The sequence below is a fragment of the Sediminibacterium sp. FW305-C-61 genome (assembly GCF_058231065.1).
This window is the reverse complement of sequence record NZ_JBIQXR010000001.1, coordinates 236,767-252,332: the sequence shown is the minus strand read 5'-3', so window position 1 is coordinate 252,332 and position 15,566 is coordinate 236,767. Positions and strand designations below refer to the sequence as shown.

The window sequence follows — 15,566 nt, the reverse complement described above, 5'->3', positions numbered from 1 at the left end:
ATTGGGCATAAATTTAATTAAATACTCTAATGGGTTCGTTAATCATCTGCGAAATACTGAATTTCAGGATCTTACTGGTTACATTTGCAGCGTGAGAAAGCAAAAGAAAAGAATCGTTTTAGAAAATATCAGGGTAGAAGACTATGCTGCCGAAGGTCGCTCACTGGCCAGGGTTGATGGTAAAGTTATTTTTATTGAAGGTGCCGTACCGGGCGATGTGGTAGACATACAACTCACTAAAAATAAGTCAGACTGGGCTGAAGGTCATACCATTCAAATCAATGAATATTCTCCAGACAGGGTTAGTCCATTTTGCTCCCATTTTGGCGTTTGTGGTGGTTGCCAATGGCAAATGCTGCCCTATGAACAGCAATTAAAGTATAAACAAAAACAGGTTACCGATAATCTTACCCGTATTGGGCGGATTTCTTTACCTGAAATAATGCCGATTATCGGGGCTGCTGAAACAAGTTATTACCGTAATAAAATGGAATACACATTTGCTACCCGCAAATATATTCCCTCAGATATGTTTAGGCAGATGAAGGCAGACGGAGTAAATCCAGATGACCTTCCAGGAGCGGCAGGTTTTCATGCAAGGGGTTTTTTTGATAAAGTGGTTGAAATAGATACCTGCCACCTTCAGGCAGAACCTACTAATTTTATCCGCAAATATGCAGCAGATTATGCCCTTCAGCACAACCTGCCTTTTTATGATATTAAGCAACACCAGGGTTGGTTAAGGAATATGTTTGTAAGAAATACCAGTACAGGTGAGCTGATGGTAAATGTGATCCTGGGATATGAAGACAAAGCACAACAGGAAAACCTACTGAAAGGAATGCTGGAAGCTTTCCCGGCAATTACAACCCTGCTCTATACAATTAATACCAAACGTAATGATAGCCTCTTTGACCTGAATCCACAGGTATACAGTGGGAAAGGATACATCATAGAGCAGCTCGAATCATTCAAGTTCAAAATCAGCCCGAAATCATTTTTTCAAACAAATACCAAACAAGCCGAAAAATTATACCAGGTTACAAGAGACTTTGCTGAACTGGATGGTAGTCAGGTTGTTTATGATTTGTATTGCGGAACAGGGAGTATTGGTATTTTTGTTAGTAAGCAGGCTGCTAAAGTAGTAGGAGTTGAAGTGGTTGCAGATGCAATTGAAGACGCCAGGGAAAATGCAAAACTAAACGGTTTGGAGCACACGACTTTTTTTGCTGGAGATGTTGTTGATATTTGTGATGACCATTTTTTTAATTCACATGGCCGCCCCGATGTAGTAATTACAGATCCACCAAGAGCTGGTATGCACGATAAGCTGGTTAGAAAACTACTTGATATCGCTGCACCAACACTGGTATATGTAAGTTGCAACCCGGCCACACAGGCAAGAGATCTGGCTCTGCTGGATGAAAAATACAAGGTTACTAAAATTCAACCGGTAGATATGTTTCCGCATACTTTGCACATTGAAAATGTGGTGCAACTAAAGTTGAAAGATTAATTTTTTTTGAAGCCTTTAAATACGCAAATGCGTTATAGATATGACAGAATTCAGACCGGGGAGATTTGAAATATTACCGATCATCATCAAAAATCTGTTGATTATTAATGGTATTTTTTTCCTGGCGCAGGTAACTTTCTCAAGGGGTGCGGTACCCGTATTTTCCTTTGAAGACAATTTTGCCTTACATGCATGGCAAAGTGAATTGTTTAAACCCTGGCAACTAATTACACACATGTTTCTGCATAGCACGAGCGATTATTTCCACATCATAGGAAATATGTTTGCCTTGTGGATGTTTGGATCAGTTTTGGAAAATGTTTGGGGTGCAAAGAGATTTCTAACTTTCTACCTTATATGCGGACTCGGTGCTGCATTAATGCACTTGCTGTTCTTATCTTATGAACTGGCACCACTTATACGTGATTATAATCTGGTAGCCCAGCAGAAAGACGATGCTGTTGCATTTATGGATGGATTGCTCAGCTTCGGAAAAAAATACCAAATGAACTGGTATCAGCCAGAACTACTTAACTACATACGTACTACTCCTTACAATGAACAGGTAGCAGAACAAATTTTAACGAGTATTACTTCTTATTACGATGGCCGTTTAAATACGGCGACAGTGGGTGCCAGTGGTGCTGTGTTTGGTATTCTGGCAGCTTTTGTTTATCTCTTTCCGAATACTTATATCTACCTGTATTTTCTTGTTCCAGTTAAAGCAAAATGGTTAGGTATAATATATTTTGGGTATGAAGTGTTCTATGCAATTCAAAATTCAGCAGGTGATAATGTAGCTCGGTGGGCACATATTGGGGGTGCAATTGTAGGACTACTCATTGTTATTACCTGGAACAAAACCAACAGAAAAACGTTGTATTAATAAAGCAATGTCATTAATATGACCAGACTATCATATAACAACAATAAAAGGAAAATATTATTAGGACAGGATAATAATGCGTTGGTGTTTTTATTCGCGGTGAATATGCTGATGTTCGTAATTGTAACCTTTATAAAGGTTGTTTATTACCTCACTGATACACCCGACGAACTTTTTTTTCGACAGGTATTAAACTGGCTTAGCATGCCGGCAGATACTAATTTGTTTTTTACACGCCCCTGGACACTAATCAGTACTATGATTACCCATCATAGTGTATGGCAGCTTATTAGCAGCATGTTGTGGCTTTGGTGCTTTGGGTTTATTTTACAAGACCTTGCAGGAAACAATAAACTCATTCCCTTATACATTTATGGTGGATTGATCGGCGCCCTTTCTTATTTGCTAAGCAATAATTTGATTCCCGTTCTGGCAAACAATGTCTCCAGTACAGCTCCCTTACTTGGAGCCGGAGCGGCAGTAATGGCCATTGCAGTTGCAACAACTACATTGGCTCCTGGTTACCGCATTTTTCCATTGATAAATGGTGGGATACCACTTTGGGTTATAACCCTCATATTCGTTGCAATAGATTTTGCTACTATGGCAAGTAACAATGCTGGGATAAGCATAGGTCATTTATTAGCAGGTTTAACCGGTTTTTTCTATATACGCCAATTAAATAAAGGAAATGATTGGGGCTCCTGGATGAACAGGTTCGCCAACTGGCTGGATGATCTCTTTAATCCGGAAAAAAAACATACAGAAGCTAAATCTTCCAATAAACATTTTTATAAAGTTGGAACAAGTCCTTTTGAAAAGAAGGCAAACCTTACCCAACAAAAACTAGATTCTATCCTGGATAAAATCAATCAAAATGGCTTTGAGAGCCTTTCAGATGACGAAAAGAAGTTTTTGGAAAGGGCCAGCAAGGAAGATATCTAGGACTATAAACAAGCTTTTGTTTAATAAATAAAAAAGCTTCTTTCGAGTATTATTTTTTCAACTACATACTGGCAGAATCAGTATTTTAGCTCATGGCAAGGAGCTTTGTTCGGCGGGCAACCAAAACCCTGGTCGTTATCATTAATTTGACGATCATAGTGCTGTTCCTTTTATCCTGTCTTAGCCCTTTTTTAAATACAGCAAAATGGTGGGTGATTGGCTTTACAGGGCTTATTGTTCCCTACCTGATTCTGGGGCTGGTCTTTTTTATTATTTTCTGGCTTATTGTAAAACCTAAACTCGCACTGGCGTCACTTATCACCCTGATAATTGGTATACAACAGGTAAATGTGGTGTTTGCGTGGCGACCGGGTTCTGCGGCAGGTGAAATGAAGCCTGCTGGTGTTTTACGTGTGGTAAGCTGGAATATCCAAAGCTTTAATGGCTTCACCAAAAACAAAACAGCCCGAAAGTTAGCGAGAACGGAACTGGTAGCGTCTATTTTAAAATTTGAACCAGATGTGGTTTGTTTACAAGAATTCAACCATAAAGAAGGACATAATCCGGAAACAGATAATCTTTCACTATTTAAAAAAACGTACCCTTTTAATCATTTTTCAAAAGATTACCAGAGAGATGGAGGTGAGTATCAGTCGGGTTGTATCATTTTCTCCAAATATCCCATCATTGCAACTGGTAAAGTAAAATATCCCGTAGCAGAGAGCCTGATTTATGCCGACCTGTTAAAAGGCGACGATACGATCAGGGTATTCAATACCCATTTGCAATCTTTTAAATTTAAAGATGCTGATTATTCCGACCTCGAAAAAATACGAGAGCAGGATGATGAAGGGCTGAAAGCTTCCAAAAACATAGTTAAAAAAATGCGACTGGCTTTCAAACGCAGAGGAGTACAGGCAGGAATTGTGCGGTCAGAACTGGATAAAAGCCCATATCCCTCCATTATCTGTGGAGATTTTAATGACGTGCCAAATTCATATACTTATTTTCATATCAAAAACAATTGGCAGGATGCATTCCTGAAAAAAGGATTTGGCATTGGCCGTAGTTTTATTGCACTGGCACCTACGCTGCGTATAGACTATATACTTGCTAACCCCTCTTTTAATGTAAAAATGTTTGATATGATAGATGAGGGGCTGAGTGATCATATTATGCTGGTTGCTGACCTGCAATTGAAAAATTAGTATCTTTGTATTATCATGAAGTTTTTGCACGTGTATACCTGTTGTTGTTGCTGCTGATCTTATTCAGATTCGTACGGAATCTCATACGCCATTATACACAGTTATTTCCCCTAATTCAACATCATGTCACTCAAAGTATACAACTCACTTACCCGAAAAAAAGAAGTATTTGAACCCATAAATGCACCCTATATCGGGATGTATGTCTGCGGACCTACCGTAAGCGGGGAAAGCCATCTCGGGCATGCCCGCCCATTCATTACGTTTGACGTAGTGTACAGATACCTCATGCATCTGGGCTATAAAGTACGTTATGTAAGAAATATTACAGACGCAGGTCATTTTGAAGAAGAAGGCAGAGAGGCCGAAGACAAAATCAGTAAAAAGGCGGTATTAGAGAAGTTGGAGCCGATGGAATTAGTTCAGAAGTATACTAATCTCTACCATTGGGCAATGGCGCAATTTAATAATCTGCCACCCAGTATTGAACCAACTGCAACCGGACATATTGTTGAGCAGATTGAAATGATAAAAAAGATCATTGCAGACGGATATGCCTATGAGGCCAATGGGTCCGTTTACTTTGATGTAGAAAAGTACAATACTGATTATTCCAAAAAGGGAATGCCTTATGGCATATTAAGTGGTCGTGTACTTGATGATCAACTCGATACAACAAGAGAACTCGACAACCAGGATGAAAAAAGAAATAAAAGTGATTTCGCACTTTGGAAAAATGCACCACCGGAGCATATAATGCGCTGGCAAAGTCCATGGGGAGAAGGTTTCCCAGGCTGGCATATTGAATGTTCAGCAATGAGTACTAAATACCTGGGCGATGAATTTGATATTCATGGCGGTGGAATGGATTTACAATTTCCTCACCATGAATGTGAAATAGCACAAAGTACTGTTTGCAACCATAAAACACCAGCCCGTTACTGGTTACATAATAATATGATTACCATCAACGGAAAGAAGATGGGTAAGAGTTATAACAATGTAATTAAGCTTAGTGAATTATTTGAAGGCACACACCCAATTCTGGAACAGGCTTATCATCCGATGACGGTACGCTTCTTTATTCTGCAAAGCCATTACAGAGGAACACTCGATTTTAGTAATGAAGCTTTACAGGCTTCGGAAAAAGCCTTACGCAGGCTCTGGGAAGCTTATGAGTGGTTGTCTAAATATGAGATCAATAAAGATAGTTCAGCATCTGATAAAAGCCTGGATGAAAAAGTGCAGCAACTCGTTCGGGAATTCGATGAATTCATGAACGATGATCTGAATACGGCTAAAGTATTGGCAAATATGTTTGAATTAAGCTCAGTTATTAATTCAATCAAAGACAAACATATTAAAGCAGATGCAGTAAGCGGTGCTACCATTCAACTGATGCAGCAACAACTGAAACTCTATATTGAAGATATTTTTGGATTAACCGGTGAACGAAGAGCAGATGATGGGAAATTGGATGGTGTTCTTCAATTACTGATTGATATTCGTAAGGAAGCCAAGCTGCGAAAAGATTTTGTAACCAGTGATAAGATCAGGAATGAACTTGCAGCATTAGGTGTTCAACTCAAAGACGAAAAGGATGGCGGCGTGAGTTATTCAATTCAGTAAAGACCATAAGCTCATCAAAATATAGTAAAGAGAGTAATGCCGTATATTTTAATACGGCATTACTCTTTATCCATAATAAGTTTCACTTGTTTTTCTAGTAATTTCTTATCCGGTAAATACAGTTTATACTGTGAAACGAAAATTTTATTAGAAATACCTCCGGTTGCATATTCTATTAGTACTTCATCCTTATCTGCTGAAAGTATAATGCCAATAGGCTCATTATCATCATCTACATTCTCTTCTGTTTTAAAATAGTTTAAGTAGAGATTCATTTGACCAATATCTGTATGTTTTACAGCTTTTGTTTTAAGATCAATTAAAACAAAACACTTCAGGATCCGGTGATAAAAAACCAAGTCGATATAAAAATGCTTATTGCGAAATGAAATTTTATACTGACGACCCACAAATGCAAATCCTTTTCCTAATTCAAGTAAAAAAAGCTGCAGGTTATCAATAATTTTTTGCTCAAGTTGTTTCTCTGTAATCTTGTAACTGCGCGGAATTTTTAAAAAATCTAAAACATAGGGATCTTTAATTAGCGCTGCAGGATGGTTTGTAGTCTTTTGTTTTTTCGGTACTGATGCTATTGATTTTTTACTTTTACTGAATGTGAGCCTTTTAAATAATGATGAATCTACTTGTCTTTCTAATTCACGTGTTGACCAGTTCTCCCTGATGGCTTGTTTTTCATAAAATTTTCTTTCACGGATATCTGCGATACTTAGTAATATGATATAATGACTCCAACTCAAAATGGCAGACACTGTCTGCCATTTTTGATAAGCCAGGTAAAATCTTCGCATATCAAGTACATTTCTTCTTCCAAAACCCTTACCATATAATAATCTTAAGTCTTTCGACAGCTTTGTTAATAACTCAGTTCCATACTCTGCCCTTTCCTGACCTTGTTGCTCAAATTCAACTATATGCCTTCCAATTTCCCAATTAATTTGTACCAGTGTAGCATTTACAGTTTTGAGTGTATGTAGTCTTGCTTTGTCAATAGATAACCCAATATTCTTAAGTAGGTTATTATATTTATTCCTTGTTGATTTCATATTACAGTATTAAGGGTTACAAATAGTTGCTTAAAACAACTATGTTGAATTACCTTCCTCTGTAATTATCTGATGATGCCTTTTTGGACAGATCCGACTTAAAAAAATATCATGCAATAAACTAAAAAAAGTAGTCGATAATTTTTCTTTAATCGGTAGAAAGAATTTTAGAAAAATGATTTTTTTCTATCTTAATCATTTATTTAATAGAAATCCTGATCCCTAAAAAGAATCTTCTGCCCTGATTTGGTGCATAAACATAAGTAGGATCGAAGCTAAGTGCATAAGGATTTTCAGTAGTCGGAATAATTTGCCCGTTTGTATTGTATTGCACCTGCTTATCAAATGGGTCATGTGTGCGTGCAATCAGAAAAGGGTTGCCACGGTTGGGTGTCCAGTTCAGGAGATTTTTTATTCCTCCGTATATTTCAATTTGTTGTATGCCAGTGTATACAAATTGTAGATTCTGAATGCTCCAAAGAGGAGAATTTGGTTTTCGTGGGTCCAGTGGACCAAGCAGTGGTAACCGCATAGGGCCATAGAAATTTCCCGTATAATCAATGGAAAAATTCCAGGGTTTTATTTTATAAGATAAAGACCAGGTACCGGTAATTTTTTCTGTAAGTATTTGTTGTGTTTTAATTCCATTTTCTACGAGTGATACATCCTGGATGGTGATACCAGCCATACCTTTAAAACCGTTTACCATATTGAAATCTGTATTTATGGTAACCCCTTTGCTAACTGCATAACCTTTTAAGTTATCGTAATTAATTTCATTGGGATTGGTTTCGTAATCCCCAATAATTCGATTTGAGAAATGCGTATACCATGCTGAAATATCGAATCCGATAATTGTAGCATTTCCGGTTAGCAACTTTCTAGTAAAGTTTAGATTCACATTAAAAGATTGCTCTGGTTTCAGTTCATTTTTAATCACTACTTTTCTTGCACCAGTTAAAGCAGCATGGTCTTCCGTAAATAAGTTCACGACTCTGAAGCCTGTACCAGCATTTAATCTTAAACTTTGGCCTTCATCAATCTTCCATTTGTAGGCAATTCTTGGCGTGAATATATTTCCATGAATCGAATGTCGGTCATAACGCAGTCCAAGTAGTAATTGCTGCTTACCAAGTTTCAATTCATCCTGCAGAAAAATGCCTGGTAACCAGGTTTGCTGTGGTGCGTTTTTTGGATTTGTTGGATCCGTATTTAAGGTCGCTGTTGTATTATCATCATAATAAGTATACCTTACTGCTATACCAGCTAATAAATCATGGTTGGCTATTTTCTTATCCCAGGTAAGCTGATTAAATAAAATTTTTTGATCTGCTATATAAGAGATGTTTCCATAGCGACTGTCTTGCTGATGTGAGTTATACGAAACAGAATAGAGTAATTTTTCTTTTGTAGGTAGTTGATATTGACCTGTTAGTTCCCATCGTTTGGTGTAAATACTTTCTCCATAAATACTATCCCCCCCCCTGAATAATTTATTCCAACGCATATCGCCACCCCATCTGTCTTCATTATAATACCTTACTGCAAAACTCAATAAGCGATTTTGTTTCCTTGAAACGGCCCATTTCTGAAAAACAGATAATCTTTTTTGAAGGGTAACATCTGTAAAACCGTCTTTATTATTATCTATGGGTTGGTTATACAGATAGCCATTTAATCCGGTCAAAACACGGATTTTATCAGATACTTTTAAAACAAATCCGAGGTCAGCGTTTTTTTCATTCCAACTGGTATGCATGTAATCTGCATAAAACCTGGCAGCATGTGAGGTGTTTTTGGTAATAATATTTATTAATCCACCTACAGCTTCACTTCCGTATAATGAGGACGCTGGTCCTTTAACAATTTCAACTCTTTCAATCAAAGCATTCGGAATACCAGACAACCCGTAGACTGTAGATAAACTACTCACAATAGGCATTCCGTCAATTAAAACCATTGTATATGGTCCTTCTAATCCGTTGATATGAATATCTCCGGTATTACAGATATTGCAGTTTAACTGTGGTCTTACGCCATTTACCTGTTGAAGTGCATCAAAAATATTAGGGGTCGGATTTTTTTTGAAAAAGACAGGTGTATAAACTTCAACCGGAACAGGGCTTTCCATTTTTCTAACCTCTTTTAAAGTGCCAGTGACTACAACATCATGGATCTCTGTTTCTTTTATACTTAGTGGAATATCAATGATCATTGGTTCCATTGCTGATACATGGATCTTTTTCCGAAATGGGTTATATCCCACTCTTTCTGCTACCAATGTATAATGTCCTTGAAGGGGTATTTGCATATGATAGAAGCCATTGCTATCGGTAATAGTTTGAATAGCTGTATTGAGAAGTCTGATCGATACTGTTTCTAATCCAGAACCAGCATTGGTTACCCTACCTGAAATATTAGCTTGTTGTGCATTCAGAGAGGTTGCAATTAAGAAGGAGGTAATTAATAGCCAGGGTTTCATACAAATACTATAGTTCGGGGAGTAAAATTATAAAAGTTAGACAAACCTAACAAAAATAGTTTGCCTTTTCTTTTATCTTTGTAATATGTTATCAACTACGGAAGAAAATTACCTGAAGGCCTTATTGCAGCTTACGATGATGCAGGAGGAAAAAGCAGAAGCGGGAACCAATGAGTTGGCAACCCAGTTAGGGGTAAAACCGGCAACGGCCAATGATATGCTGAAAAAACTTCGGGAAAAGGGGTTGATCAACTATGAAAAATATGGTAAATCCAGTTTAACTGAAACAGGTAGAAAGATAGCCATTGAAGTAGTGCGTAAGCATAGGCTTTGGGAAACATTTCTATATGAACATCTTGGTTTTACCTGGGATGAAGTTCATGAAGTTGCGGAGCAACTGGAACATATACAAAGCTCAAAGCTTATTGATCGTCTTGATCAGTTTCTGCATTATCCAGCATTCGATCCGCATGGGGATGTGATTCCTACTTCGACTGGTGAAATGAAGATACCGGCAAAGAAAACACTGAATGAAGAAGCAGTTGGTCACCAATGTAAAATGGTGGGTGTAAAAGATAATTCAGCAACCTTTCTTCAATACGTTGACCGTGTAGGATTACGTATGCACGATCATATAAAAGTATTATCGCGCCAGCCTTATGATGAATTGATTGAAATAGAGGTTAATGGCCGCAAATCCAGTGTGAGTCCACGGTTTGCAGAAAATATTGTAATCGTATGTCAGGATTGTGAAGCCAAAACAAGCGACCATTAATGATTGCAATCGTCGCTATGTGCATGGTTATGCGAACGGCACATACGGTAATTCAGGTAATGTGATGCCACGATAAAAATAACAGCAGGAATTAATAACCAAAGCTGCCAGTGATGCCAGATTACTTTGCTTAGTAATAAAACAATTCCAATACTGAATAAGACCATCGGCAGCCAGCTATGGTGATGTTTCTTTCTGCCATGAAAAAGGGAAAAAGTGCCCACTGCAAATGCGAGGGCAATCATACCGTATTCAAACCACTTGTTATCAATAATATTATAGCCAAATAGGGGCATACTGCTTAAGAAAAGCGGTAAAATGGCACAATGTATAGCACAGGCAATTGAAGTGGCAATACCGAAAGCGTCCCAATTAATCTTAAAATTCATTCGACTGCAAATATATAACAATGCAACATTGTTGCAAAATTATTTTCTATCATTTTTTCATTGGGGGGAATGAACTGAATGGGGTGTAACTTTGTGTTTTAATAGAATTATGCGTAAGAAATATATTGGTTACCTCCTGTTTTTTGTAGTACTCGTTGCTGCTTTTTATTATTTCCTCTTTCGTGGAACGGATAATTGGAAAGTAAAGCTGGCGCAACTGGGTTATGTAAAACCATTTATGTTTAAAAATCAGGATGGTGTTCCGGTAACGGAAAAAGACCTTTTGGGTAAGGTAACAGTTGTGGAATATTTCTTTACCACATGCAAGGGTATTTGTCCGAGAATGCATGTCGGTATGAAAACGGTTTATGAAGCCTTTAAAGATGAACCAGACTTTATGATACTGGCCCATACCTGTGATCCGGAAATTGATTCGGTTGCCAGATTAAAAGTATATGCAGATTCAATGCAGATAGATACAAAGAAATGGGTGCTGGTAACAGGCAGAAAGGACAGCTTATACCAGATGGCAAGGAATTCGTACTTATTGGATGATCCTAAGAATAATGTTGAAAAAATCGAAGATCAATTTATTCATACACAGTTTTTCGCACTTATTGATAAATCCGGAAAAGTGCGCGGTCAGGTTTACGATGGCTTGAAATCTGAGGAACTTGAAAAATTAAAAAAAGATATTGGGTTATTATTAAAAGAAAAAGGCTCTGGTAATTTTGTGAACGGCATTTTTACCAATAACCCAAATTAGGGAGGGAATTTATGCAGGAAAGAATTGTTGATTTATTGAAAAGAAACCACCTGAGTATCACTGAAAGCAGGAAAAAAATACTGGGTCATTTCTTAGATGCTAATGGTGCACTTGCACATGCAGATATTGAACATAAGAGTGGCACTGAGTTCGATCGGGTAACTATTTACAGAACCCTTCAAACATTTGTAGAGAAAGGAATCATACATACAATACCTACCACTGATAATTCAGTGCGATATGCCCTTTGCAAGGATGAATGTTCTGCAGGCCATCATCACGATGACCATGTTCATTTTTTGTGTGATGATTGCGGAACAACCTATTGCCTCGATCATGTTACTGTACCAAAAGTTACGTTACCAGAAGGTTTTGTAGCTACACAAAACGATCTGGTAGTAAGCGGTCTCTGCAATAAATGCTCCTGAGTAAAAAAGCTTTTCCGTTACATTCCTATAACTTCGTTCAAACTTTATTCATGATCCTTGTTACCGGCGCTACAGGTTTGGTAGGTTCTCATTTGCTTAGTCGACTGGTTCAGGGCGGACAAAAAGTACGTGCCATTTATCGGTCTGTGATACCCAACTTAACCATTAGTAATCAGGTAGAATGGGTAAAGGCAGATATCCTTGATATACTTTCAATGGAAGATGCCATGGAAGGCATTCAACAGGTTTATCATTGTGCTGCAGTAGTATCTTTTAATCCTACACAGAAAAAACAATTACACCAGGTAAATATCGAGGGAACGGCCAATGTGGTGAATGCAGCATTGGAAAAAGGCATTGAGAAAATGGTCTTCATGAGTTCAGTGGCTGCCTTGGGGAGAATTAGAGAAGATATTCCGATAGATGAGAGCATGAACTGGACACCCGAAACCAGTAACAGCGAATACGGCAAAAGTAAATACCTCGCTGAGATGGAAGTATGGCGTGGTATCGGAGAAGGATTGAATGCAGTAATAGTAAATCCCGTTATAATTCTCGGTGCAGGTGATTGGAATAATGGGTCTACTGCCATTTTTAAATCGGCTTACAATGAATTTCCTTGGTACACTGAAGGTGTGAGTGGTTTTGTGGATGTTGCAGATGTGGTTAATGCCATGATTGCTTTAATGGAAAGTAATATTCACAGCCAGCGATTTATTCTTAGTGGAGAAAACTTATCCTATCGTACTGTGTTCAATGAAATTGCAAATGGGTTTGGAAAGAAACTTCCTTCCCGAAAGGTTACCCCTTTTTTGGCTGCATTGGTATGGCGGATAGAAGCAATAAAAGCATGGTTTACTAAAAAATCGCCCCTGCTTACCAAAGAAACTGCAAAAACAGCTCAGGCCAAAGTTCATTTCAACAATACCAAAATAATGAAGGCCTTACCTGCATTTTCTTATACGCCTATAAATGTGGCGGTCAAGAGAATTTGTAAAGAACTAAAAGTAAAATATCAGTTGCCATAACCGGAATGAGGTAGATATAATGTATCTTGTATTACTTCATGAAGTACCTGGTTACATTAATATTATCCATATCGCTTTATGCACCACAGGTAGCTAAATTGCTGGCCTATGCAGAATGTTCGGCACTAGCCATAACCTATGCAGATAAATATTGGTGTGATTGTATGCTTACTGCTGATAATAATCCTGATGAGATTCCTGCAACAGAAAAACAAAAAGACATTCAACTAAAGACGGACTGGAAGTTCAGGATTGATAATCATTTCTGCATGGGTATGACCATGTTTGATAAAACCACGGTTAACAACTGTTTTGTTATTGCAGCTCTCCCTTCCCCTATACCACAGGCTGTATTTCACCCGCCACTTGCTTAAATAAATAATCCTTTTTTCAGTGAGACCCTGTTAACGATAGGGTCTGTTATTTATTTAATACACTTAATCCATCTATCATGAAATCATTGATATGGGTTGTGGCCGTAATATGTTTGGCCGCAACCAGCACGCACGCCTATACCCAGGTGCAACCTGTTTATGCCAATATTGAAGTAAAAAATACCAATGGCGATCCAATGCTATTAGGATGTTGTGAAGTTTCCCTGCTCAAACAAAATGTCTATAAACAATGGTTCGAACCGGCATTCACCAACTACCAACCCGACTCAGTATATATCAGACAGATACAACCATTATTAGCGAATAAAACGATTGAAATATTTTTAGGCACCTGGTGCGGAGATAGCAGAAGAGAAGTACCCCGTATGTTGAAAATACTCGAATCGGCAGGAATGAGTACGGAAAAAGTTAAACTAATTTTCGTGAGTAATGCACCTGAAATGTATAAGCAAAGCCCCCAACATGAAGAACAGGGTAAAAACATTAAACGTGTACCTACCCTGATTATTTACAGCAAGCAGCAAGAAATTGGCAGAATTATAGAATATCCGGTTGAAACGCTCGAAAAAGACTTGTTGAAAATATTAACTAGGGAGAACTATGTTCCGAATTATAGTGGAATGTAAAGTGTGAATTGTCAATGGTCAATGGGGAATAATACTCCTTTTTCACTCACTACTGACTACTCACTATTGACCATTGACAATTCACTTCCCCTCCATTACTTTCTTCCACAATTCAGGTATTCTTTTAATCCATACAAGTTCCCTTCTTTTAATGGATGCATCTTCTGCCGGGTAACCGAAATAGGTTTTACCGCCTTCCAGTGAAGAAGGTACCCCACTTTGTGCCAGTACAACAGCATTGGCCCCAATAGTTAAAGTTTTACTGACGCCTACCTGTCCCCATAAGGTTACACCATCTTCAATAACGGTACCTCCGGCAATACCAACCTGAGCAGCGAATAAGCAATTTTTTCCAACCGTTGTATCATGGCCTATATGTACCATATTATCCATACAAGTACCTCTTCCGATTCTTGTTTCGGCAGTTACACCCCTGTCGATGGTACAACCAGCACCTATTTCAACATGATCCTCTATTACAACATTCCCACAACTCAGCATTTTTTTAAACCAGACTTCACGATTCTTTTTGGTATTATAATAAAATGCATCGCTACCAATCACGGTACCAGATTGAATTACTACATAATCACCAATAATGGTATGATCGAGGATGGTAACATTTGGATGAATGATACAATGATTACCGATAACAACCTGATCACCGATAAAGCAATTAGGCATAACAATGCTGTTTTCACCTATAACTGCAGTGTTGCTTATACTTGTTTGAGCAGGAGCAAAAGGACGAAAATGTTTGACTATTTTTAAATAGGCTTCGAATGGTTCAGTGCAGATTAAAATTGTTTTTCCTTCAGGAACAGTAACATCCTCAGTGTTAATGATGATAAAATCTGCAGCACTATTCAAACAAGTTTCATAATACTTTGGGTGATCTACAAAAACCAAATCACCGCTTTCAACCTTATGAATTTCATTGATACCAGTGATCATTGCATGAGGATTTCCTTTCACCTGTGCATTGATTAAGGAGGCTATCCAGCTTACGGTAACGGGTGCGGGGAACTTCATAAGGCCATTTTTTGTTAAAATCAAAGGTAATGCGTAGCGCTGATGAGAAATTATTTTGGCTGAAATTTAGCTTAAAAATGAGCATGTTTTTTTCGTTTTAAAAACAGTTTGGCTATAAAAATATTACCGGTAGTTAGTACTTACAATTCTTTGAAACACTTATGAATAAAGGTTCTCAAAGGATTGCTCATAATTATTGTTGCATTCTTTTGTTTAAGATTTACTACATAATAAAGACGGTTTGCCCTTTTTTAAAGGGCGGTAAATTCACAGCACTGTCTAAAATGTGAATAAAATTGTTTAAAAATTTTTTTGCTTTCGATGAAACTCTTTTTAATATTGTGTAGGGAAATTTATTTCCCAGTACTTACTAACCCATCCATATACAAAGTCTCGC

At 37.8% G+C, this 15,566-nt stretch carries 15 protein-coding genes; 11 read left to right on the top strand and 4 right to left on the bottom strand.

The window, feature by feature from the left end:
- Positions 1-91: 91 nt before the first annotated feature.
- The 5 genes from rlmD (at position 92) to cysS (ending at position 6,184) form a co-directional block, all read left to right on the top strand.
- On the top strand, positions 92-1,516 hold the full coding sequence (gene rlmD / locus ACH30E_RS01010) for a 23S rRNA (uracil(1939)-C(5))-methyltransferase RlmD (protein WP_490823242.1): 1,425 nt from the start codon (positions 92-94) through the stop codon (positions 1,514-1,516).
- A 40-nt stretch (positions 1,517-1,556) separates the two neighbouring features.
- Positions 1,557-2,402, top strand: coding sequence for a rhomboid family intramembrane serine protease (locus tag ACH30E_RS01005; RefSeq protein ID WP_294989330.1), 846 nt, complete (start codon positions 1,557-1,559; stop codon positions 2,400-2,402).
- 18 nt (positions 2,403-2,420) lie between these two features.
- The gene (locus ACH30E_RS01000) at positions 2,421-3,347 is read left to right on the top strand and encodes a rhomboid family intramembrane serine protease (RefSeq protein WP_294989327.1); all 927 of its coding nucleotides are present in this window, start codon (positions 2,421-2,423) and stop codon (positions 3,345-3,347) included.
- 92 nt (positions 3,348-3,439) lie between these two features.
- Positions 3,440-4,555 carry an endonuclease/exonuclease/phosphatase family protein gene (locus ACH30E_RS00995; RefSeq protein ID WP_490823239.1) on the top strand — a complete coding sequence of 372 codons (1,116 nt, stop codon included), beginning with the start codon at positions 3,440-3,442 and terminating at the stop codon, positions 4,553-4,555.
- 123 nt (positions 4,556-4,678) lie between these two features.
- On the top strand, positions 4,679-6,184 hold the full coding sequence (gene cysS / locus ACH30E_RS00990) for a cysteine--tRNA ligase (protein WP_490823238.1): 1,506 nt from the start codon (positions 4,679-4,681) through the stop codon (positions 6,182-6,184).
- 59 nt (positions 6,185-6,243) lie between these two features.
- Here the strand turns inward: cysS and ACH30E_RS00985 are convergent, their stop codons facing one another.
- Positions 6,244-7,248, bottom strand: coding sequence for a PDDEXK nuclease domain-containing protein (locus ACH30E_RS00985; RefSeq protein WP_490823237.1), 1,005 nt, complete (start codon positions 7,246-7,248; stop codon positions 6,244-6,246).
- 199 nt (positions 7,249-7,447) lie between these two features.
- A complete protein-coding gene (locus tag ACH30E_RS00980; protein ID WP_490823236.1) occupies positions 7,448-9,730 on the bottom strand; it encodes a TonB-dependent receptor in 2,283 nt (760 codons plus the stop codon).
- Positions 9,731-9,815: 85 nt separating this feature from the next.
- Between ACH30E_RS00980 and ACH30E_RS00975 the strand changes: the two genes are divergently transcribed.
- Positions 9,816-10,505, top strand: coding sequence for a metal-dependent transcriptional regulator (locus ACH30E_RS00975; protein ID WP_490823235.1), 690 nt, complete (start codon positions 9,816-9,818; stop codon positions 10,503-10,505).
- On the opposite strand, the gene ACH30E_RS00970 is transcribed toward ACH30E_RS00975, so the two are convergent.
- Positions 10,502-10,894: a MerC domain-containing protein gene (locus ACH30E_RS00970; protein WP_490823234.1), complete on the bottom strand. Its 393-nt coding sequence runs from the start codon at positions 10,892-10,894 to the stop codon at positions 10,502-10,504. The two genes, ACH30E_RS00975 and ACH30E_RS00970, sit on opposite strands and share 4 nt — an antisense overlap.
- 109 nt (positions 10,895-11,003) lie before the next feature.
- On the opposite strand from ACH30E_RS00970, the gene ACH30E_RS00965 reads away from it, so the two are divergent.
- The 5 genes from ACH30E_RS00965 (at position 11,004) to ACH30E_RS00945 (ending at position 14,137) form a co-directional block, all read left to right on the top strand.
- A complete protein-coding gene (locus ACH30E_RS00965; RefSeq protein ID WP_294989307.1) occupies positions 11,004-11,660 on the top strand; it encodes an SCO family protein in 657 nt (218 codons plus the stop codon).
- Between the two features lie 11 nt (positions 11,661-11,671).
- Entirely contained in the window at positions 11,672-12,088 is a 417-nt protein-coding gene (locus ACH30E_RS00960) for a Fur family transcriptional regulator (RefSeq protein ID WP_294989304.1), read from the top strand.
- A 50-nt stretch (positions 12,089-12,138) separates the two neighbouring features.
- Positions 12,139-13,116: an NAD-dependent epimerase/dehydratase family protein gene (locus ACH30E_RS00955; RefSeq protein ID WP_490823233.1), complete on the top strand. Its 978-nt coding sequence runs from the start codon at positions 12,139-12,141 to the stop codon at positions 13,114-13,116.
- A 38-nt stretch (positions 13,117-13,154) separates the two neighbouring features.
- Positions 13,155-13,490, top strand: a complete 336-nt coding sequence (locus ACH30E_RS00950; RefSeq protein WP_490823232.1) for a hypothetical protein — start codon at positions 13,155-13,157, stop codon at positions 13,488-13,490.
- Between the two features lie 77 nt (positions 13,491-13,567).
- Positions 13,568-14,137, top strand: coding sequence for a hypothetical protein (locus ACH30E_RS00945; protein ID WP_490823231.1), 570 nt, complete (start codon positions 13,568-13,570; stop codon positions 14,135-14,137).
- Between the two features lie 81 nt (positions 14,138-14,218).
- Here ACH30E_RS00945 and ACH30E_RS00940 read toward each other — a convergent pair whose 3' ends face one another.
- Positions 14,219-15,169, bottom strand: a complete 951-nt coding sequence (locus ACH30E_RS00940; RefSeq protein WP_490823230.1) for a UDP-3-O-(3-hydroxymyristoyl)glucosamine N-acyltransferase — start codon at positions 15,167-15,169, stop codon at positions 14,219-14,221.
- Between the last annotated feature and the right edge of the window lie 397 nt (positions 15,170-15,566).